This is a genomic window from Bradyrhizobium sp. (assembly GCF_035652035.1).
In the GTDB taxonomy this organism is placed as follows: Bacteria; Pseudomonadota; Alphaproteobacteria; order Rhizobiales; family Xanthobacteraceae; genus Bradyrhizobium.
The window spans coordinates 1-18,875 of sequence record NZ_DASREO010000002.1; the positions used below are offsets into that span (position 1 = coordinate 1).

The following is an 18,875-nucleotide window of genomic DNA, read 5'->3' on the forward strand; positions in this document are numbered from 1 at the left end:
GCACGCAATAGGCTTGCGAGCCGCCGTAGATGCGTGGGCGCGGCTGCCCGTCCGGGGGGAAGGCTGCGTTGTCCTCTCCGGCGTAAGGCATCCGCGTCATGGGCCGGTGGACGCCGAACGCGCCGAACAAGGCCGAGAAGAAGTCCTCCGCCAGCGCCTCCGTCGCGATCATGATGGCGATCAGGGTGATGACGCCGCCCAGTGCTATCCTGTTACGCTTGCTCATGCCCATGGCTTGCCCCCGGGGACGTGGCGCACTGCGCGATCATCCGCTGCTACAAACGCAGCACTGCCGCACCCGGTTCCCGCCTTGCGCATGGCCAGATTGTCGCTGTCAAGAATGACGCAAGACACATCTGCGCGATGGAACTTTTGCGGGCGCTCGCGGCTTATTTGCGCAAACTTGACGTGCGGAGACATCGTGCGACGGATTTTTGAATCGGAGCTCTAGTTGCGCGTGCTACCCAACGATCGTGCGCCGGCCAACGGCGACGCACGCGCGGCGCTGGCGGATCACGACACCAGGCCGTCGCCGATCATTCGGCGCACCGATCTCATCGCATATGTCCTGACCTCGCTGCTCGCCATCAGCGTCGTGGCCGTGCTTTACGTGGCCAAGGCGTTCTTCCTGCCCGTGGTCGCAGCGTTCGTGATCGGCACGATGTTGTCGCCGGCGGCGAACTTTCTCGAACGCCATCGCATTCCCCGCGCGTTATCGGCCGTTCTGATCGTGAGCTCGCTCGGCGCCGGCGTCACCTTCATTGTCGGGCTGATTTCCGCACCGGTCATGCAATGGACCGGGCGGTTGCCCGAACTCGCCGGTCTCCTCAAGGACAAGCTGCACATCTTCGATCGTCCGCTGGCGCTCTGGCACGAACTTCAAAGCATGCTCGGCGTCTCGAATGCCTTCTCGGCGGCGCCGTTCCAGATGCCGAAGCTCGACTGGGTGCAGCCGGCTTTGGAATTCCTGCCGCCGACCTTCACCGAATTCCTGGTGTTCCTGGCGACGCTGATTCTGTTCATCGCAAGCTGGCGCGACCTGCGGCGCGCGCTGGTGATGACCTTCACGAGTCACAACTCGCGCCTGCGCGCGCTTCGCGTCCTCAATGCCATCGAAGACCATCTCGGCGCCTACCTGATCACGGTGACGCTGATCAATATGGGCGTGGGCGCCGCGACCGGCCTGGTTTGCTGGGTCACCGGCATGCCCAATCCCGCGGGACTAGGCGCGCTGGCAGCAACGCTGAACTACCTGCCCATCATCGGGCCGGTCGCTATGTTTGCCGTGCTGGCCCTGGTCGGCGTGATGGCCATGCCGACGATTGGCAGCGGCGTGATCGCCCCCCTTGCCTTTGTCGGGATTGCGTTTCTCGAGGGCCATTTCGTTACGCCGACCATCATCGGGCGCCGGCTCGAATTGAATGCGCTCGCTGTTTTCCTATCGCTGGCCTTCTGGACCTGGCTCTGGGGACCAATGGGCGCGTTCCTCTCGTCCCCGCTTTTGATCGTGGCGCTGATCCTGCGCGATGATTTGTCCACATCGAGCTCGCCGCAACTGCCCTAAACCATCGCAAATGCATGCAAGTTTCGCTTCGGGAACTTCGACAATCGGCAAGCGTTTTTGTCTGAAGAGAAGATCATTCCGAAGGTGACGCATCGACGGAGAAATGGGAATGCAGGACATGATGGATAAGGCAAGCTACGAGCGCCTGGAGAAAGATATGGCGAAGGTCAAGGACGACATCAGCGACCTCGCCGAGCAAATCACCGACGCGCTCAACACCATTGCAGGCTCTGCGCGCAAGCAGGCGCGCAGCGGCTACAATCAGGCACGAGCCAACGTCGACCAGGTCGTCGGCGATATTTCCGAGCGCGGCAATGCAATGCTGAATGCCGCGCAGGATGCAGCCTCATCGGTCGAGGAAACACTGGAAGACGTCATCGCCGAGCGGCCGCTCGCCACGGTGGGCCTTGCGCTCGGGCTTGGCTTCCTGATCGGCGTGACGTGGCGCCGCTAGATGCGGTGAACCAAAGAAGCAGAAGCGGTGAGACACGCGATGCGGATGATCGAGGAACTGAAGGAATCCACCGGCGTCGCCATTAGAATGACGTCGCTCGCCGCGGCCATTGCGTTTGCCTTGTTCGTGACGATCTCGTTCTTATGCGCCGCCGCTTTCATCTACGTCTTGCAGACCAACGGCCTGGTTGAAGCCTGCCTGACGGGCGCCGCCATTTTCTTCATTGTCGCACTGGTCGGCATCATCGTTTATGCGATTCGAAAAAGTCAGAACCGGCATCACGCCGAGGAGACGGCGAAGTCTGCATTGCAAACGGCCCTCGCCGATCCCGTCGTCATCGCGGCCAGCATCCAGGCTGTGCGCGCGATCGGAGTCAAACGGCTGATCCCGCTTCTCGCCGTCGGTGGGGTGGCTCTGGGCTTGCTGGCTAACCGGCAGTCATCGCATCAGGCGCCGGCCGAATAGCGTTGAGATCTCAGGCGACGCAACGGCCTGGCTGCAGCCGTTTCGCGACTTCGGTCAGGACACTCACGACCGGCTCACACGCCACCATCAGCCTGCGCACGGCGGCGGGCCTTGCAGGCGCGTTAGAATTGGCGGCGGGAATGCGAACGAGGAAGGTCGTATCGGAAAAGGCTTCCAGCTGCAGTGAAATGGTTCGCGATGAGGCCGGGGAGCCGACCACGGCGGCGGTCCGGTCTGCCTTCGACCCGCGATTGACCGAAGGCGCACCTTCAGCCGACGCGGACAGGGATAATCCTTGAGTGGTTGGTGTGGAACTACCCGCGATTGGAGACTGGTCACGACCCCGGGCAAATCCGGCGGCGCCCGAAATGGCCGCGCCTGAAACCAGCGAGAGCGCGAGCGCGCCCGATATCCCCATGATCAGCCGTGACATTTTCCTGTCCCGCGCGGTCGGATTGACCTGTTGGCCCCTATTAACGCCGAGTTAACGCCAAAGGTTTCGTGGCGCCGCCGTCACGCCCGGAAAAAATCCGAAAAAAAGCCGGACCCGCTTGGAACGATCCATTGGGCCGAGAGTCATCCCGGCAGCCGGTTATCCCCCCTGCCCCATTGACCGGCGATGCGGGGCGCGGCTGTGGTGATGCCAGCCGCGCCCCCAATTTTTGGTCGCTTCCCGCCGATCGAAACCGGCGCCTCCGTCCGTTAGGAACGGAGAGGAATCGCTCACGTTCGAATCCTCGAACGTGCGCGCGAAGCTCGTGATCGGATCGACCGAACGCAGAAGGGCTCGCGCCGGCGCATTTATTCGGTGTGCGCCCATTGTCTCGACCTGTGCGAAAGGGCAAGCCACCCCGCAATGCTCGACCTCAATGAAACGGCGCATGCCGCCAGAGAGATTTGCGTAACGCTCGTGAGCTTTCGGTGCCCGATCTTGCAGACTGAAGGATAAGAGGCAGCGAGATGGATTCCCGCGCCAGGTTCGGCCTCTGGTACGTCATCGCCACGTTCATCGTGATCGCGCTTCTGCAAGGCTTCTACCAGGCCAACAAGCAAAGCTCGGCAATTCCCTACAGCGAGTTTCGGGCACTGCTCGATGCGAACAAGATCGACAAGGTCTGGGTCGCGCAAAACGACATTGAGGGCGTGCTCAAGCAGCCCGACAAGAACGGAACCAGGCGATTCAGCACGACACGGGTCGACCCGGCGCTGGCGGCCGAACTCGACAAGCACAAGGTCACCTATTTCGGCGAGGCACCGAACACCTGGCTACCGGACATTCTGTCCTGGATCCTCCCGACGCTGCTGTTCTTCGGCGTCTGGATGCTCGTCATCCGGCGTTTCTCCCAGCAGGGCGGCGGGCTGATGTCGATCGGAAAGAGCCGCGCCAAGATCTATGTCGAGAAAGATACCAAGGTCGCCTTCGCCGACGTGGCGGGCGTGGACGAGGCCAAGGAAGAGCTGAAGGAAGTCGTCGACTTCCTGCGCGATTCCAAGGCGTATGGCAGACTGGGAGCGCGCGCGCCGAAAGGCGTGCTGCTGGTCGGCCCGCCCGGTACGGGCAAGACCTTGCTCGCGCGCGCCGTCGCAGGAGAGGCAGGGGTCAAGTTCTTCTCGATCTCCGGGTCCGAATTCGTCGAGATGTTCGTTGGCGTCGGCGCAGCCAGAGTGCGAGATCTTTTCGAGCAGGCCCGCAAGGAAGCGCCGGCAATCATCTTCATCGACGAGCTCGATGCGCTTGGCGGGGTCCGCGGGGCCTATGCGTTTGGCGGTCACGCCGAAAAGGAGCAGACGCTCAATCAGCTCCTGGTGGAACTGGACGGCTTCGATCCGTCGATCGGCGTGATCCTGATTGGCGCAACCAACAGACCGGAGATTCTTGATCCCGCTCTGCTCCGGGCCGGGCGCTTCGATCGCCAGGTGCTGGTCGACCGTCCGGACAAGAAGGGCCGCATCGCGATTCTGCAGGTCCATATGAAGAAGGCCGTGCTGGCAACCAATGTCGATCCTGAAAGGATCGCGGAACTGACGCCCGGTTTCACCGGCGCCGATCTTGCCAATCTCGTCAACGAGGCGGCGCTGCTCGCAACGCGGCGTCGCGCCGACAGTGTCGAGCTGCGCGACTTCACCGCGGCTGTCGAGCGCATCATCGCCGGCCTCGAAAAGAGAAACCGGATCCTCATTCCGAAAGAGCGGCAGATCGTTGCCTATCACGAACTCGGCCACGCCATCATGGCGATGAGCCTGCCCGGCCAGGATCCGGTTCACAAGATATCGATTATCCCGCGCGGGATCGGCGCGCTCGGCTACACGATCCAGCGCCCCACCGAGGATCGCTTCCTGATGACGCAGGAAGAACTCGACAACCGGATGGCGGTCCTGCTTGGCGGTCGTGCGGCCGAACTGGTGTTCTTCCAGCATCTTTCGACCGGCGCGGCCGACGACCTCGTCAAGGCGACGGACATCGCGCGCAGCATGGTGCTGCGCTTTGGAATGGACCAGAAGCTCGGCCATGTCGCTTACGAGCGCGAGCGACCGCCCTTATTCACAAGCCAGGATCCCCGCAGCGGGCAGCCGCGCGAGTTCAGCGACGAGACGGATCGGCTGATCGACCACGCCGTTCGCGATCTGGTTGGGCACGCGCTGGAGCGAGCGGTCGCGATCGTGACCGCGAACCGCGCGGTTCACGAAAAAACGGCGGAGCTGTTGTTGCAGAAGGAAACGCTCGAGGAAGAGGACATCGAGGCGCTGCGTTCGCAAGTCGCTTCCGTCGATGCAGCAACCAATGCCGACCCTGACGACAAGACGAAACGCCGCTTTGCCTCAACGCGGCCGCAAGCTTAGAAGCCGGCGCCGGGCAATTGATCCGAGGGCAGCGACATCGTCGCGCGGCCGGAGGCGATCAGGCGCTGAGCTGCTCGACTTCCGCTTCGTCAGGACGGCCGACGAGCTCGGAATACTCCAGGATCGGATGCGGCCGCCCCATCAGATAGCCCTGAACTTCGTTGCAGGATTCGGCTGCGAGAAATTCGAGCTGATCCCTGGTCTCGACGCCTTCCGCCAGCACCGGCAGATTGAGGCCGTGCGCCAGGCCAATGACGGCGCGCACGATCGCCGCCGACTGCGGATTGCTTTTGATGTTGGAGATGAACGACTGGTCGATCTTGATCTTGTCAAACGGAAACGCCTGCAGATAAGACAACGACGAATAGCCGGTGCCGAAGTCATCCATGGCGATGCGGACGCCAAGCGCTTTCAGGCGGCGCAGGATCGAAAGGCTTCGGCCGAAGTCCTCCAGCATTACACCCTCGGTTATTTCCAGCTCCAGCCGGCCCGGCGCAAGGCCGGTCTCCAGCAGCACCGTGTGGACCAGCCCCGGAAGATCGCCGTGGCGAAATTGGATCGGTGACAAGTTGACCGCGATGTGGAGCGGATGGGCCCACCCCGCCGCCTCACGGCAGGCTTCGCGAAGCACCCATTCGCCAATTCTCATGATGAGGCCGCTCTCTTCGGCGACCGGAATAAAGGTCCCGGGCGAAACCATGCCGCGCATCGGATGGTGCCAGCGGATCAGCGCCTCGAAGCCGACGACCTCGCCATCGATCCTGGCGAGCGGCTGATAGTGCAGACGCAGATGGTTGTCTTCGATCGCGGATGCAAGATCGCGCTGGATCGCGCGCCGCTCGCGGATCTTGTTGTCCATGCCGATTTCGAAGAAGCGAGTCTTGCCGCGGCCGGCGGCCTTGGCGCGATAGAGCGCGGCATCCGCGTTGTTGAGGAGCGTCGTGGCGTCGACGCCGTCGGCCGGAAAGATCGCAATTCCGACGCTGATGCCGACGCGCAGATGCTGACCGTTCAGCTCGCGATCCGTTGCGACCGCCGCGTGAATACGCTCGGCGAGACTTTCGGCAAGCGCCGGCTGGTCGCCGTTCGGCGTGATGATGCAGAACTCGTCGCCGCCAAGCCGCGCCAGGTAGGCATCGCCGGCCAACCCGCTGAGCTGCGACGTCAGCTCACGCAGCAAATCGTCGCCGACCGCGTGACCGAACGTATCGTTGATCTCCTTGAAGCGGTCGAGATCGATGCTCAGCACCGCAAACGATTCCTTGCCCGCGACGGCAGCCTCGATGGCGGCGGCGAGGCGCTCGGTGAAGGCGGCGCGATTGGGCAAATCCGTCAAGGCATCGTGATGCGCCATGTGCTCGATGCGGGCCTGCGCTTCCTTGCGCTCGGTGATGTCTTCCGCAAGGCTCAGCAGATAACGCTGCTCGCCGGTCTCGTCGGGAATTGACAGATTCCTCGTGGTCAGGATGCGGGCGCCGTTGTGCCGTGTGCGCACCGTTTGCTCGGCGATGGTTTGCAGGCTTTGTGTGTGCAAGGCCTCGTCCGCAAGTGGAAACAGGGCCTCCGCTATTACCTTGTCTTCGTGCGTATTCCTGCCGATCAACTCGCCGCGCGCGATCCCGAAAATGACTTCCGCAGTCCGGTTGATGAGCACATAGCACCGATCCCGCGCGTCCTTGACCGCAACCGAGACCGGCATGTTCTCGATGATATTGTCGAGAAATTTTTGCGTGCGGCCGAGTTTGGCGTTTGACGCATCCAGCGCCTCAAGCTGGTGGAAATGCATTAGCGAGATCGTCAGACCCGCCAAAGCCAGCGCCAGGAAAAGCCCGAACCCGATGCCGAGGCTCTGCCACAAAATGGTGTGGAGGAAACCAGCCGCCGGAATGTCGATGACGAAGGCGCCCATCAGATCGTGGAGATGCCACTGCGCCTCGCCCTGGAGCGCATTGTGGCAACTGACGCAACTCTGCTCGTTGGCGAAAGTCGGATAGATGGTGCGAAACACCCGGTCGCCGTTGACGTCGAGCATTTCCGAAACGGGTTTTGGATTGGCGCTTTGCGCAAACGCCTCGATGGCCTGAGCCATCCGGGTGTCGCTCGGGGCCGTTGCAATCTCGCGGCCGGGCCGGCCGACCGAGGCCAGACGAAATTCGGAATTGTCGCGGTTCTGCTTGTTGAAGGCTTCGATCGCATGCGCCCGGAATGTCGCAGGGACGGGTGCGGTCTCCCCAAATTGCGAACGGAGCGCCGAGTAGTTGGTGACGAAGGCGTCGACCAGCTGGAGCGCCGTGATCTTTTCGCTGCTCTTGTGCTGAATGAACCAGTTCAGGCTGAGATAGTAGTATCCGCAGCTCACTCCGACCGACAGCACGGCGCAGATGGCCAGATGCACGAGAAAGCCGCGGCCGGATCGCGACCCCATGAATCGCCAGAATTGCGATAATTCGTTCATCCGCCATGCTCTCTTTTGTGGGCGGCGGATGATCCATCAAAGGGCTTAAAGAGACCTTTAGCCCACGGTTGCATGGTGAACGCAATGCCACCGTCAGGCACCGAAACGCTACAATTTCAGACAAATATGCGCGCTATACCCCTGGTGTCGCGATATGACACGGGACATTTACCTCGCGGCCGACCACCTGCCGCTCTTTTTCGGCACTCGCGGCAATTCCCGGACCAATTGAGGGGATTTTAAACCGGGCTTGTTTCAGCCGGTACCGGAACTGAATCGCCCGCCAGCAGGTTCTCATCTTCGTTCTTCGTCGTATCGGAGGTCGAGATGAAAAAGGCCGCGGCGCTTTTCGCTTTCGCCGTCTTGCTCAATCTCGGTGCTCCGCCTTCTTTCGGTCGGGAGCCGAAGTTGAACATCGAGGCGATCTGCAAGTCGCGAGAAGCCGACGCCAGGATGTTGCGATCGACTCCGGCGCAAAGCCGGGACGACTGTATGCATGACGAGGAAGCGGCGAAACAGCAGCTTGGCAGCCTCTGGACATCGACCTCAGCCTTCGTGCGGAACCGATGCGAATCCGATGCTCGTTCATTGGGCACGACGAGCTATCTCGATCTCCTCATCTGCGTTCAGATGGAGCAGGAGATGAAATCCGGCTACAAAAAGCGGTGAGGACGTTTTCCACTGCTTTCTGCCGCTAAGTTACGCGCAGAAACCGCGCAAATGCGGCGGTTGGCAAAAATGAATTCGCAACTGTTGCGCTGCGTTCCTAGACGGCGCGTCGCTCCTTATCATAGGTGATCGGTGCAGTGGCACGGCTTTGAGTCGCGCCGCTTGCGCGTATCCATTGCAACCGACAGGAGCGGTTCCATGGCCTCCAGTTCCGTGGCGGATGACACGGCTGCCTCCGTTATTCCCCTTATCCCGCTGAAAAAGAGGGAGAAGCGGACAACCCGGCGCGCCAAGACCACCCGCCAACGCAAAAGAAAAGCGAAAGTCGACGTCCCTGCCGATGCGGAGGACGAATATCCCGGGTCTGCGACAGCGCTTCCGTCAGAGTTCCTGATTCCGCCGGAGTTCTTGTCGGCCGAGCATGCCGTTTCGGAGCCTCCGCTTCCGGAATCGCTGGTGACGCCGTCACCGTCGGCTGAGACAAACGATGCGAGCGAGACTGCGAAAGAGACGATCAAACCGACCACGCCCTCGCGGAGGTCGCTCGCCGCTATTCTTCTGTCGATGTCAGCTGTTGCCCTTGCGGCTGTCGGCATCACCATCAACGGCTGGTTTGCGCGATCGTTGGGATCGAGCGACGTCGCAGGATGGCTGTTTCTTGCCGTTGGCGTCGCCGCCGATCTGGTCGCGCTCGTGATGCCGTCCTGCGCCGCGGCGCTGTGGCAGACAAGCCAGCGCGCCACCGCGCTTGTTGGTTGGAGCATCTGGCTCATGACATTCGTGTTCGCGGTCACCGCGGGTATCGGATTCGCTTCCACCAATATCAGCGACGTGACGACGGCACGGGCCTCGCGCGTCACGCCGGCGATCACGAACGCGCAAGGCGCGCTGACGGATGCAATGGCTGCGCGCGACCGCGAGTGCAAGAGCGGGGTCGGGAAATTCTGCCGGGAGCGCGAAGCCGTCGTCGCAGAACGCCGCCAGGTCCTCGATCAGGCCCAGGCCTCCGTCGGACAAACCGCGGACCCGCAGAGCGCGGCGGCCATCAAGCTCGTGATATGGGCGTCCGGCGGCATGCTGCGGCCGACGGCGGACGACTTCGCGATGCTGCGCCTCGTCCTGCTGGCGCTGTTGCCGCAGATCGGCGGCATACTGCTTCTGGTCGGGCGCCATTCCGCGCGCAAGTAAGCGAACCGGGCACACAATAAAAAAACGGACGCGCTTTTGGCGCGTCCGTTCGCTCTCCCTGGGAGTTGATTTTTGTCAGGCCATTTCTTGTCGGGCCCCTTTTTTATCAGGCTACTTTCGGCGAGCGGTTGCGCGAGTTGCGCTGGAAGAACAACGCCTGGCTCGCCACCGCCGACACCATTGCGGGCTGGAACGGCTTTGAGATCAGGAACGCCGGCTCCGGCCGCTCGCCGGTGAGGAAGCGTTCAGGATAGGCCGTGATGAACACCACAGGCACCTCGAACGTCCGCAGCAACTCGTTGACGGCATCCAGTCCCGAACTGCCGTCGGCAAGCTGAATGTCGGCAAGGATCAGGCCGGGCCGCTTGTTCTTGGCCAGCGCCACCGCATCGGTGTGGGTGCGCGCAACGCCGATCACGTGATGGCCGAGGTTTTTCACCAGGCTCTCGAGATCCATCGCGATGAAGGTCTCGTCCTCGATGATCAGCACATCGGTCGCGATTTCCGCGGCCATTTCGCGCCCTGCCGTGTCGGCGAGCTTGCGAGCCTCGGCCACATCGACATCGAGAATGAACGCAACCTCTTCCTCCGAAAAACCTTCGAGCGACAATAGCAGAAAGGCCTGACGCGGCAACGGTGTGATATTCGACAGCCGCCGCTCCGGCGGCATCGGCAACGTTGTGACGTCGGGGTCTTCGTTGATCGCGACCGAATTCCAGATTTGCGTGAAGAGGCGGAAAAGTCCGGCGCGCGGGCCGTGACTTTCGTCAAGCAAAGACTGGTCCTGAAGCAGGGCCTCGAGCATGGCGCCGACATAAGCGTCGCCCGAAGCCTGATTTCCGGTCAGCGCGCGCGCATAGCGGCGCAGCAACGGTAGGTGTTCGGCAACAAGCTGTGAACGGGACATCCCCACTCCATCTTTCCTGGGTCGAACCTTCGAGACGGGGGCCGACCGACACTCCCCTAGCCCATGACCTACGCATGGACTTACGAAAAGTTCCCAACCTTTAAGGAACTTTTATGCTGAGTTCGAATTAGGCCTTCACACGGGAAAAACCGCCGCATGGGCCATTTCGAGGATTAGCCGTGAAAATACAAAAGCTTAACACTCGGGGGAGCGCGGGTCAGGACATGAAAGAAGCAAAAAAGCAGGGCGGGCTGAATGCCGAGATTCAGTCCAGAATCGGCCACCAGCTGCGCGCCATGTATGACGATGTCGTCCGCCAAGGAGTCCCAGACCGCTTTGTGGATTTGATCCGCAGGCTTGATGTCCCCGAGGGTGGTCCCCACTTGGGGGATGCGGGCGAAAAAAATCACGGAGGGGAATAATGCCTCTCACCGATCAACTCCGCGACGACATCCTGGCGTCGGTCCCAAGTCTGCGCGCCTTTGCCATCTCGCTCTCCGGTAACGGCGATCGCGCCGATGATCTCGTGCAGGAAACATTGCTGCGCGCGCTTGCCAACATCGACTCCTTCCAGCCGGGCTCGAACCTGCCAGCGTGGCTGTTCACGATCCTGCGCAACCTGTTCCGCTCCGACTATCGAAAGCGGCGACGCGAGGTCGAGGACGCCGAGGGCAGTTATGCGAAGACCCTGAAGACCCAGCCGGCGCAAAGCGCTCATCTGGAATTCGAGGAATTCCGCAACGCGCTCGACAAGCTGCCGCAGGATCAGCGCGAGGCCTTGATACTGGTGGGCGCATCGGGCTTCTCCTACGAAGACGCCGCTGCGATTTGTGGTTGCGCGGTCGGCACCATCAAGAGCCGTGTCAACCGGGCACGCTCAAAACTCTCTGCGCTGCTCTATGTCGAAGGCGCTGAGGACTTCGGCCCCGATGAAACCGTGCGCGCCGTGATCGGCGGCAGCGGCTAGATCGGATCAGCGGACCGGCTTGAGCGGTGCGGAAAACTGCTCGGTCCGGTCCCTTTCCGACATGTCGACGACGGTCTCCATCGGGGCCGTCAATTCGTAGACATAGCTCACATCCGTAAAATATCGCTTCGACGTTCCGCCGAGGGCTTCCGGCGCGACGCGATCGAGCAGAATGAGGCCGAAATCGCTGTCGGCGCGACGGGTCGCCTCGCTGGTGTTGAATTCCTCCCAGCGGAAGTGAAACACGGTCTCCGGTTCTTCGCCGGTGACTTCCCAATGCGCGACGATGTGCGGGTGTTTGCCCACCAACGAAAGACCTTCGTCGGAATGAGAGGCCAGTTCGAAGAACAACAGCGACAGCGACTGCGCGGCGCGGGCGCTGACGACGATATCCGGACCGCTGATAGCGATCCGTTCGGCATGCGGTATCGCGCGAGCCTCGAACAATCCCTTGAGGTAGACGCCCTGCCACTGGCTTTCGCTGAGCAGCGAAACCACGTTCGACATCGCGTGAATGCGGCCGATCAGGAGTTCGCGCGCGCTGTCGATATCCGAACCATGACGCAGCGTTCGCGTCACGATCGACTGGATCACCGCGAGGATGTTCTTGACGCGATGGTTGAGCTCATCGATGACTGCGGTCAGACGCCGCTCAAAGCCGATGCGCACCTGGATTTCGCGGCTTAGCCGCAGGTTGTTGTAGGCGACATATCCAAACAGACCGCAGACGATTGCGGTGAGCGCGAGCCCGATGGCCGCCACGATCGCCGCCGTCTGCCGCGCGCGGTTCATCGCATTGGTTTTAGCGTAATAGGTCAGCGTCCAGTCGCGCCCGCCGAAAAACACTTTCCGGATCAAGACTGAACCTTGCGAACTGGCCGATCGCGAGACGACGCTGCCGCGCTCGGTTGCGATCAGCTCGTTATCGTCATTACGCGGATCCTTCAGAGCCACCGAGAACAGCGAGAGGTCGTCGTTGGTCAGCATCAGAGGGCCGAGTTCGTAAGAGAAGATTACGAAGCCGACGGGCTGCGTGCCGTTGTCCTGAAGCACCGGCGCGGCAAGGACAAGGCCCATCGGACCGTCCTTGCGCAACAGCGGCAGCGGATCAGACGCCACCGGCGTCAATTCCGACATCGCACTCGCCAGCATCGGACCGAGAATGGGATGCCGGTCCAGACTGCGACCGGCAAAGCTCATCGTTTCCGCATTGCGCGGCTCGACGTCCATCACCACGTCGACCGGTCCGGACACGGTAGAAGCCTGCAGCGGGTTATCGTCGAAACTGCGGATGGTCGAATTCGGAAATCCGGCATTGGCAAGTTCGGTATGTGCGGCCGAAAGCTCTTCCGGCTTGAGCCGCGCGACCCAACCTGCCACCACGAAATCGGTCTTGAACGCATAAATCGATGAGCGCAACGGCTGCAGCATGTTTGCCTTGATCACCGAAGGCGAACGGAAGAGGCCCGCCGACACGCGCGCCAGCAACTCGCGCTCGGTCAGGCGATCCTGGACCAGGCTCGCATGAACGTCGATCGCCCGCGCCAGTGCGATGCCGTCAACCGTCAATTCCTGTTCATGAACGCGATAGGCCGCAAGACCGGAGAGCAGGACCCCGATCAGTGCAATAAAACCGGTGATGAAGCCCAGCCGAACCACTCGTTCACTCAAAAAGAAGGCGTTGGCAAACCAACTGAAGAACCATCTGAGGGTGGCCCGGATGGCCAGAGATCGCAATGCAAGGACAGCGGACCAGTCTGCGGGAAAAAGTGGTATTCATTGATCGCAGGAACGGTTGCAGCTCTTGGGTTTAACACGGCGGGCAAAGTGGCCACCACGCAAAAGAGGTTAACGGCGTCGGAGAAAGTTAACCGCCGCAACCCCGATTTTGTTCCGTGAGCTGCCGCTGGCGGCAGCGCTTTGGTTAAGCCCGCGGCTTGAGCCCGCCCTTTGCTTCGATGAAGCCGATGATGCGATCGAGACCGTCGCTCTTCTTCAGATTGGTCATGACGAAAGGCCGCTCGCCCCGCATGCGCCTTGCATCGGTATCCATCTTGTCCAGCGATGCGCCGACATAGGGAGCGAGGTCGATCTTGTTGATGACGAGCAGATCGGAGCGGGTGATGCCCGGGCCGCCCTTGGACGGGATCTTGTCGCCCGCGGCAACGTCGATGACATAGATGGTCAGGTCGGCGAGCTCCGGCGAGAAGGTTGCAGCGAGATTGTCGCCGCCGGACTCGATCAACACGACGTCGAGGCCGGGAAATTTCGCGCGCATGTCGGCGACGGCTGCCAGATTCATCGAGGCATCCTCGCGGATCGCGGTGTGCGGACAGCCGCCGGTCTCGACGCCGGCGATACGATCCGGCGTCAGCGATCCCGATCGAACCAGGAATTCGGCGTCCCATTTTGTGTAGATGTCGTTCGTGATGGCCGCGATGTCGTAGCGCTCGCGCATCGACTTGCACAGCAAATCCATCAGCGCGGTTTTGCCTGACCCTACGGGGCCTCCGATGCCGACGCGAAGCGGGCCATGTGACTTGGACATTTGCGAATGCCTCTCCATCGTCGTCCCCGCGAAGGCGGGGACCCATATCCACCGTATTCAGTCGTACAAGCACGCTCGGGCCCCAGCCGACATAACCACACCGATTTGTGGTTATGGGTCCCGGCTCGCGCTCGCTTCACTCGCTTGGCCGGGACGACAGCAGAATAACACCATCATGACCGGAACAACCGCGTGTACTGCGCCTCATGCCGCATGCTGGCGAGGTCGGCGCGAAAGGTCGCGCTGCCGAGATCGTCGAGTGAGGCTTTGAGCGCGCGCGTTGCGGTCGCCGATACGACCGGCTCGAGCTCCACAAGCAGGCGCTGGCTATCGGTCTGCCCTAACGGCACGAGGCGTGCGCCGGCAGATATCCAGTTCGACACCACGGCATGGAGAAAAGCATGAACGGTCGGCGCAAGCGGAGTAGCGTGCGCGGCGCTGACAAGGCCAACCGCGACCGGATAGACGATCGCGACCTCGCAAACAGCAATCAGCCGGTCGAGCGGCGGCGAGTTCCATGCGGCGCGCGCAATCTCGATGAACGCCCTGCCCTGCGCCGTGGTTTCGAGATGACGTTCGCGCGACGTAGCGAAGGCGGATGCAAGCTCGGCGACCTCCGCGAGCAAGACGTCATCGCCGGACGAGGCGGCACGATGGGTCTGCGCTAGAAAGATGCCGTCACATAAACCAGCGCCGTCCGCGAGCATCGAGGCGAGCCAGTGACGCAGGGATGTAGCGTCGACGATATCGCCGGCTTCGACCGCCCATTCGATGCCGCTGGAATAGGAGAACGCTCCGACCGGAAACGAAGGCGAAAGCCATGTCATCAGCCGGTAGAGGCTGGCGGCTTCGCTGTCCGACAGGCCCGTCTGGCCGCTGCCCACCGGCTCATTTGCCTTCATGAGCATGGGAATGGCCGCAGCTGTGGTCGTGACCACAATGCTCGTCGTGATGATGATGGTGGTCGTGTTCGTGCGCATGGTCATGACCATGGCCGTGATCATGATCATGATCATGCGACGAATGACCGTGATCGTGATCATGCGCTTCGTGCGCCGCGTGCGCGTGACCCTCGGCATAAGCGCCGCCCTCGGGATCGAACGGCGCTTCGATCTCGATCACTCGCGCGCCCAATCCTTTGACCATCGCTTCGATGACGTGGTCGCGCCGGATTCGCAGTGCCTTTCCCATGATCTGCGTCGGCAGGTGACGATTGCCGAGATGCCAGCCGAGCCGCACCAGATGCTGCGGATCGTGACCGCGGATCTCCAGAAGCGGCTCCGCCGCGGCCACGACCTCGACCAGCCGGCCATCGTCGAGCACCAGCGCATCGCCGCCGCGCAATGCGACCGCATTCTCGAGATCGAGCAGGAATTCCAGCCCACGCGTGCCCGTCATCGCCATCCGCCGCCGGTGGCGGTCGTCGAAATCGAGCACGACTGTATCGGCTGCCGGCTCGCTCCAGCGATGGTGAGGCTTGACCTGCGTTGCGCGGATCATCTTCGGGTCCTCTAGAACTTCTCGACCTTGCCGTCGCTGATGATCTCGATCACGGTCGAGACCTTCAGCGGCGTCGAAATCTCGCGCCACTTCTTCATATGCGGCGCGCGGGCATGCGAATTAAGATCGTCACGGGCTTCCCAGCGCTCCACCACGACATAGACGTTCGGGTCGTGGATGCTGATGTGCCCCTCATAGGACAGGCAGCCTTTTTCCTTCAGCGTCTCGGCGATGCATTCCTTGTGGCCCGCAAGGAAGGCCTCACGGCCCTCAGGCTTCATATGCGTGGTGGCAATCACGTAGATCACGAAACGTCCTCCCGGCTTTTGTTCAGATCGCTTTTGAGGGCGCGACCTTAGTACATGAAGTAGCGCTGCGCCATCGGCAGCACTTCGGCCGGCGCGCAAGTGAGAAGCTCCCCGTCGGCACGCACTTCATAGGTCTCCGGATCGACCTCGATATCAGGCGTCGCGCCGTTATGGATCATGCTCTTCTTGGAAATCTTGCCACGGGTGTTTTGCACCGCATAGAGCTTCTTGGTGATCCCGAGCTTGCGCGCAAGGCCGCCAGTGACCGCGGCCTTCGACGTGAAGACCACCGAGGACGCGGTCAACGACTTGCCGAAGGCGGCGAACATCGGCTGGTAATGCACGGGCTGCGGCGTCGGGATCGAGGCATTCGGATCGCCCATTGGGGCTGCTACGATCGAGCCGCCTTTGATGATGCATTCGGGCTTCACACCGAAAAACGCCGGCGACCACAATACGAGATCGGCAAGCTTGCCTTTCTCAACAGAGCCGATCAGCTTCGAGACGCCATGCGCGATCGCGGGGTTGATGGTGTATTTGGCGATGTAGCGTTTGACGCGGAAATTGTCGTTGTCCTTGCCTTTGTCCTCTGGCAAGGCGCCGCGCTGCTTCTTCATCTTGTCCGCGGTCTGCCAGGTGCGGATGATGACTTCGCCGAGCCGGCCCATGGCCTGCGAATCCGACGACATCATCGAGAGCGCGCCGAGGTCGTGCAGGATGTCCTCGGCCGCAATCGTCTCCTTGCGAATGCGGCTTTCGGCAAACGCGAGATCTTCAGCAATCGAGGGATCGAGGTGGTGACACACCATCAGCATGTCGAGATGCTCGTCGATGGTGTTGCGGGTGAACGGCCGCGTTGGGTTGGTCGACGACGGTAGCACGTTCTTCAAGCCGGCAATCTTGATGATGTCAGGCGCGTGGCCGCCGCCGGCGCCCTCGGTGTGGAAGGCGTGGATGGTGCGGCCCTTGAACGCTTTCACCGTATCTTCGACGAAACCGGATTCATTCAGCGTGTCCGAATGCAGCATCACCTGGACGTCGTAATCGTCGGCGACCGAGAGACAGTTATCGATCGCGGCCGGCGTGGTGCCCCAGTCTTCGTGCAGCTTGAGCGCGCAAGCGCCGGCCTTGATCATCTCGACCAGTGCGGCGGGGCGCGACGCGTTGCCCTTGCCGGAAATACCGAGATTGACCGGAAAGGCGTCGAACGACTGGATCATGCGCCCCATGTGCCAGGGACCGGGCGTGCAGGTCGTGGCGTAGGTGCCGTGCGACGGTCCGGTCCCGCCACCCAGCATCGAGGTGACGCCGGACATCAGCGCGTGCTCGATCTGCTGTGGGCAGATGAAATGAATGTGGCTGTCAAAGCCGCCAGCGGTGAGAAGCTTGCCTTCACCGGCGATCACGTCAGTGCCCGGCCCAATCACGATGGTGATGCCGGGCTGAATGTCGGGATTGCCCGCCTTGCCAATCGCGGCAATCATGCCTTCCTTGATCGCGACGTCGGCTTTGACGATGCCCCAGTGATCGACAATCAGCGCGTTGGTGATGACGGTATCGGCGGCGCCTTGCTTGTTGGTGACCTGCGACTGGCCCATGCCGTCGCGGATAACCTTGCCGCCGCCGAATTTTACTTCCTCGCCATAGGTCGTGAGATCCTTCTCGACCTCGATGATGAGATCGGTGTCGGCAAGCCGCACTCTGTCGCCAGTGGTCGGGCCGAACATGTCGGCATAGACGGAACGTTTGATTTTCACGGACATGTCGTGCCCCAACCTTTACGTCTCGGAGAGCCTGTTATTGTCTACGTTCGCTTCGATGGCGCTTGCAGAGTTCAAGAAATTTGCTCGCGCTCTCAATGCCCGGTTTGAATTCCTCGTGAACCGCCGCGCGCGCCAGCTTGAACTCGATCACGCCTTCGCGCCCAAAGCGCTCGAATGCCTTGCGGTCTTCCTGTGCCTTGTGGTCTTCCTGAAGATTGAACTTGTATCGCCATCCATCGACGAACGAGTAGAACAGATCGATGGATGCCGTTTCCGGCTTCGCATCCGGCGCGACCTGGATCCAGGGAGTTTTGTCAGCTCGGATCGCGTCGGCCATCGCAATGCGAAGACTTTCCTTGGCTTCGCCTTCGATGCTCACGGCGCCTACCCCCTTCTTGCAGGAGAGCGAAGGAAGCCCGAAATCGTCTGATGGCTCGTCTGTACCGGAGATAAGCAGCAGCACTTCGTCACCCCGATCGAAAACCCGCCAGCGGACGTTCTCGTCTGCGGAAGATCCCGGATTTGAGCTCAGTACGACCGACGCGGCGACGATCCAGGCAACAGCAATGCGGGTTTCGCTTAAGCGAAAAGGCGTTCCTCTCGTCACTGGAGAAATCACAGCTTGCCCATCACATCGCCGCGGAAGCCGTAGATGGTCTTCTTGCCCGCGAGCGCGACGAGGTGCACCTCGCGGGTCTGGCCCGGCTCGAACCGCACGGCGGTGCCGGCCGCAATATCGAGCCGCATGCCGCGCGCCTTTTTGCGATCGAACTTCAGCGCAGGATTGGTTTCGAAGAAATGGTAATGCGAGCCGACTTGAATGGGCCGGTCTCCGGTGTTGGCGACCGAGAGCGTGACCGTCTTGCGGCCGGCATTGAGCTCGATCTCGCCGTCCTTGATGAAGAGTTCACCGGGAATCATTGACACGCTCCTACCTGATCGGCTCGTGGACGGTGACGAGCTTGGTGCCGTCCGGGAACGTCGCTTCCACCTGAATGTCGTGAATCATCTCCGGGATGCCGTCCATCACCTGCGCGCGGGTCAGCACCTGCGCGCCGGCTTGCATCAATTCGGCCACCGTGCGCCCGTCGCGCGCACCCTCGACAATGAAGTCGGAGATGATGGCGACCGCCTCGGGATGGTTGAGCTTGACGCCGCGTTCGAGGCGCCGTCGCGCCACCATCGCCGCCATTGAGATCAGGAGCTTGTCCTTTTCGCGGGGAGAGAGATTCATGCGAGCACTCTG

At 61.6% G+C, this 18,875-nt stretch carries 21 protein-coding genes and 1 pseudogene; 9 read left to right on the top strand and 13 right to left on the bottom strand.

What is annotated here, in order from left to right; all coding sequences use genetic code 11:
- Positions 1-226 (bottom strand): annotated as a pseudogene (locus VFB05_RS00220) (hypothetical protein); the annotation flags it as partial.
- A gap of 225 nt (positions 227-451) precedes the next feature.
- Between VFB05_RS00220 and VFB05_RS00225 the strand changes: the two are divergent.
- The 3 genes from VFB05_RS00225 to VFB05_RS00235 all read left to right on the top strand — a co-directional run bounded on the left by VFB05_RS00225 (position 452) and on the right by VFB05_RS00235 (position 2,483).
- On the top strand, positions 452-1,564 hold the full coding sequence (locus VFB05_RS00225) for an AI-2E family transporter (RefSeq protein ID WP_325007468.1): 1,113 nt from the start codon (positions 452-454) through the stop codon (positions 1,562-1,564).
- 118 nt (positions 1,565-1,682) lie between these two features.
- Positions 1,683-2,018 (top strand): DUF883 domain-containing protein, encoded by a 336-nt coding sequence (locus VFB05_RS00230; RefSeq protein ID WP_325007470.1) that lies wholly within the window; start codon positions 1,683-1,685, stop codon positions 2,016-2,018.
- A gap of 39 nt (positions 2,019-2,057) precedes the next feature.
- Positions 2,058-2,483 carry a hypothetical protein gene (locus tag VFB05_RS00235; protein WP_325007472.1) on the top strand — a complete coding sequence of 142 codons (426 nt, stop codon included), beginning with the start codon at positions 2,058-2,060 and terminating at the stop codon, positions 2,481-2,483.
- A 10-nt stretch (positions 2,484-2,493) separates the two neighbouring features.
- Here VFB05_RS00235 and VFB05_RS00240 read toward each other — a convergent pair whose 3' ends face one another.
- A complete protein-coding gene (locus VFB05_RS00240; protein WP_325007474.1) occupies positions 2,494-2,916 on the bottom strand; it encodes a hypothetical protein in 423 nt (140 codons plus the stop codon).
- A 527-nt stretch (positions 2,917-3,443) separates the two neighbouring features.
- On the opposite strand from VFB05_RS00240, the gene ftsH reads away from it, so the two are divergent.
- A complete protein-coding gene (gene ftsH, locus VFB05_RS00245) occupies positions 3,444-5,324 on the top strand; it encodes an ATP-dependent zinc metalloprotease FtsH (RefSeq protein WP_325007476.1) in 1,881 nt (626 codons plus the stop codon).
- A 58-nt stretch (positions 5,325-5,382) separates the two neighbouring features.
- On the opposite strand, the gene VFB05_RS00250 is transcribed toward ftsH, so the two are convergent.
- Both VFB05_RS00250 and VFB05_RS00255 read right to left on the bottom strand, forming a co-directional pair.
- Positions 5,383-7,779 carry an EAL domain-containing protein gene (locus VFB05_RS00250; RefSeq protein ID WP_325007478.1) on the bottom strand — a complete coding sequence of 799 codons (2,397 nt, stop codon included), beginning with the start codon at positions 7,777-7,779 and terminating at the stop codon, positions 5,383-5,385.
- 239 nt (positions 7,780-8,018) lie between these two features.
- Positions 8,019-8,150 (bottom strand): hypothetical protein, encoded by a 132-nt coding sequence (locus VFB05_RS00255; protein WP_325007480.1) that lies wholly within the window; start codon positions 8,148-8,150, stop codon positions 8,019-8,021.
- A gap of 37 nt (positions 8,151-8,187) precedes the next feature.
- On the opposite strand from VFB05_RS00255, the gene VFB05_RS00260 reads away from it, so the two are divergent.
- Positions 8,188-8,448, top strand: a complete 261-nt coding sequence (locus VFB05_RS00260; RefSeq protein ID WP_325007482.1) for a hypothetical protein — start codon at positions 8,188-8,190, stop codon at positions 8,446-8,448.
- A gap of 198 nt (positions 8,449-8,646) precedes the next feature.
- Entirely contained in the window at positions 8,647-9,636 is a 990-nt protein-coding gene (locus tag VFB05_RS00265; protein WP_325007484.1) for a hypothetical protein, read from the top strand.
- A gap of 106 nt (positions 9,637-9,742) precedes the next feature.
- Here the strand turns inward: VFB05_RS00265 and VFB05_RS00270 are convergent, their stop codons facing one another.
- Positions 9,743-10,543: a response regulator gene (locus tag VFB05_RS00270; protein ID WP_325007486.1), complete on the bottom strand. Its 801-nt coding sequence runs from the start codon at positions 10,541-10,543 to the stop codon at positions 9,743-9,745.
- Between the two features lie 224 nt (positions 10,544-10,767).
- Here VFB05_RS00270 and VFB05_RS00275 point away from each other — a divergent pair, with 224 nt between their 5' ends.
- Both VFB05_RS00275 and VFB05_RS00280 read left to right on the top strand, forming a co-directional pair.
- A complete protein-coding gene (locus tag VFB05_RS00275) occupies positions 10,768-10,965 on the top strand; it encodes a NepR family anti-sigma factor (protein WP_325007488.1) in 198 nt (65 codons plus the stop codon).
- Entirely contained in the window at positions 10,965-11,510 is a 546-nt protein-coding gene (locus VFB05_RS00280) for a sigma-70 family RNA polymerase sigma factor (protein WP_298107563.1), read from the top strand. The genes VFB05_RS00275 and VFB05_RS00280 overlap by 1 nt, the downstream gene beginning before the upstream one ends.
- Before the next feature lie 6 nt (positions 11,511-11,516).
- Here the strand turns inward: VFB05_RS00280 and VFB05_RS00285 are convergent, their stop codons facing one another.
- From VFB05_RS00285 to ureC, 6 genes are all read right to left on the bottom strand, one after another.
- Positions 11,517-13,169, bottom strand: a complete 1,653-nt coding sequence (locus tag VFB05_RS00285; protein ID WP_325007492.1) for a CHASE domain-containing protein — start codon at positions 13,167-13,169, stop codon at positions 11,517-11,519.
- 265 nt (positions 13,170-13,434) lie between these two features.
- Positions 13,435-14,058: an urease accessory protein UreG gene (gene ureG / locus VFB05_RS00290; RefSeq protein ID WP_325007494.1), complete on the bottom strand. Its 624-nt coding sequence runs from the start codon at positions 14,056-14,058 to the stop codon at positions 13,435-13,437.
- 173 nt (positions 14,059-14,231) lie between these two features.
- A complete protein-coding gene (locus VFB05_RS00295; RefSeq protein WP_325007735.1) occupies positions 14,232-14,966 on the bottom strand; it encodes an urease accessory protein UreF in 735 nt (244 codons plus the stop codon).
- Positions 14,947-15,558 (bottom strand): urease accessory protein UreE, encoded by a 612-nt coding sequence (locus VFB05_RS00300; RefSeq protein WP_325007496.1) that lies wholly within the window; start codon positions 15,556-15,558, stop codon positions 14,947-14,949. The genes VFB05_RS00295 and VFB05_RS00300 overlap by 20 nt, the downstream gene beginning before the upstream one ends.
- Positions 15,559-15,569: 11 nt before the next feature.
- Positions 15,570-15,866: a putative quinol monooxygenase gene (locus VFB05_RS00305; protein WP_325007498.1), complete on the bottom strand. Its 297-nt coding sequence runs from the start codon at positions 15,864-15,866 to the stop codon at positions 15,570-15,572.
- Between the two features lie 47 nt (positions 15,867-15,913).
- Positions 15,914-17,629 carry an urease subunit alpha gene (ureC, locus tag VFB05_RS00310; protein ID WP_325007500.1) on the bottom strand — a complete coding sequence of 572 codons (1,716 nt, stop codon included), beginning with the start codon at positions 17,627-17,629 and terminating at the stop codon, positions 15,914-15,916.
- Positions 17,630-17,684: 55 nt separating this feature from the next.
- Between ureC and VFB05_RS00315 the strand changes: the two genes are divergently transcribed.
- Positions 17,685-18,059 carry a hypothetical protein gene (locus VFB05_RS00315; protein WP_325007502.1) on the top strand — a complete coding sequence of 125 codons (375 nt, stop codon included), beginning with the start codon at positions 17,685-17,687 and terminating at the stop codon, positions 18,057-18,059.
- Positions 18,060-18,244: 185 nt separating this feature from the next.
- Here VFB05_RS00315 and VFB05_RS00320 read toward each other — a convergent pair whose 3' ends face one another.
- Complete coding sequence (locus VFB05_RS00320) at positions 18,245-18,550, bottom strand: urease subunit beta (protein WP_072817588.1); 306 nt, start codon at positions 18,548-18,550, stop codon at positions 18,245-18,247.
- A gap of 10 nt (positions 18,551-18,560) precedes the next feature.
- Positions 18,561-18,863: an urease subunit gamma gene (locus tag VFB05_RS00325; RefSeq protein WP_028349318.1), complete on the bottom strand. Its 303-nt coding sequence runs from the start codon at positions 18,861-18,863 to the stop codon at positions 18,561-18,563.
- Between the last annotated feature and the right edge of the window lie 12 nt (positions 18,864-18,875).

Excerpts from the sequence above, each read along its gene's own strand:
- VFB05_RS00265 (WP_325007484.1), top strand. The coding sequence starts at position 8,647 with ATGGCCTCCAGTTCCGTGGCGGATGACACGGCTGCCTCCGTTATTCCC.
- ureC (WP_325007500.1), bottom strand. The coding sequence starts at position 17,629 with ATGTCCGTGAAAATCAAACGTTCCGTCTATGCCGACATGTTCGGCCCG.
- VFB05_RS00280 (WP_298107563.1), top strand. The coding sequence starts at position 10,965 with ATGCCTCTCACCGATCAACTCCGCGACGACATCCTGGCGTCGGTCCCA.
- VFB05_RS00250 (WP_325007478.1), bottom strand. The coding sequence starts at position 7,779 with ATGAACGAATTATCGCAATTCTGGCGATTCATGGGGTCGCGATCCGGC.
- VFB05_RS00235 (WP_325007472.1), top strand. The coding sequence starts at position 2,058 with ATGCGGATGATCGAGGAACTGAAGGAATCCACCGGCGTCGCCATTAGA.
- ureG (WP_325007494.1), bottom strand. The coding sequence starts at position 14,058 with ATGTCCAAGTCACATGGCCCGCTTCGCGTCGGCATCGGAGGCCCCGTA.
- VFB05_RS00315 (WP_325007502.1), top strand. The coding sequence starts at position 17,685 with ATGGCGCTTGCAGAGTTCAAGAAATTTGCTCGCGCTCTCAATGCCCGG.
- VFB05_RS00270 (WP_325007486.1), bottom strand. The coding sequence starts at position 10,543 with ATGTCCCGTTCACAGCTTGTTGCCGAACACCTACCGTTGCTGCGCCGC.
- VFB05_RS00275 (WP_325007488.1), top strand. The coding sequence starts at position 10,768 with ATGAAAGAAGCAAAAAAGCAGGGCGGGCTGAATGCCGAGATTCAGTCC.
- ftsH (WP_325007476.1), top strand. The coding sequence starts at position 3,444 with ATGGATTCCCGCGCCAGGTTCGGCCTCTGGTACGTCATCGCCACGTTC.
- VFB05_RS00230 (WP_325007470.1), top strand. The coding sequence starts at position 1,683 with ATGATGGATAAGGCAAGCTACGAGCGCCTGGAGAAAGATATGGCGAAG.
- VFB05_RS00240 (WP_325007474.1), bottom strand. The coding sequence starts at position 2,916 with ATGTCACGGCTGATCATGGGGATATCGGGCGCGCTCGCGCTCTCGCTG.
- VFB05_RS00300 (WP_325007496.1), bottom strand. The coding sequence starts at position 15,558 with ATGATCCGCGCAACGCAGGTCAAGCCTCACCATCGCTGGAGCGAGCCG.
- VFB05_RS00295 (WP_325007735.1), bottom strand. The coding sequence starts at position 14,966 with ATGCTCATGAAGGCAAATGAGCCGGTGGGCAGCGGCCAGACGGGCCTG.
- VFB05_RS00320 (WP_072817588.1), bottom strand. The coding sequence starts at position 18,550 with ATGATTCCCGGTGAACTCTTCATCAAGGACGGCGAGATCGAGCTCAAT.
- VFB05_RS00325 (WP_028349318.1), bottom strand. The coding sequence starts at position 18,863 with ATGAATCTCTCTCCCCGCGAAAAGGACAAGCTCCTGATCTCAATGGCG.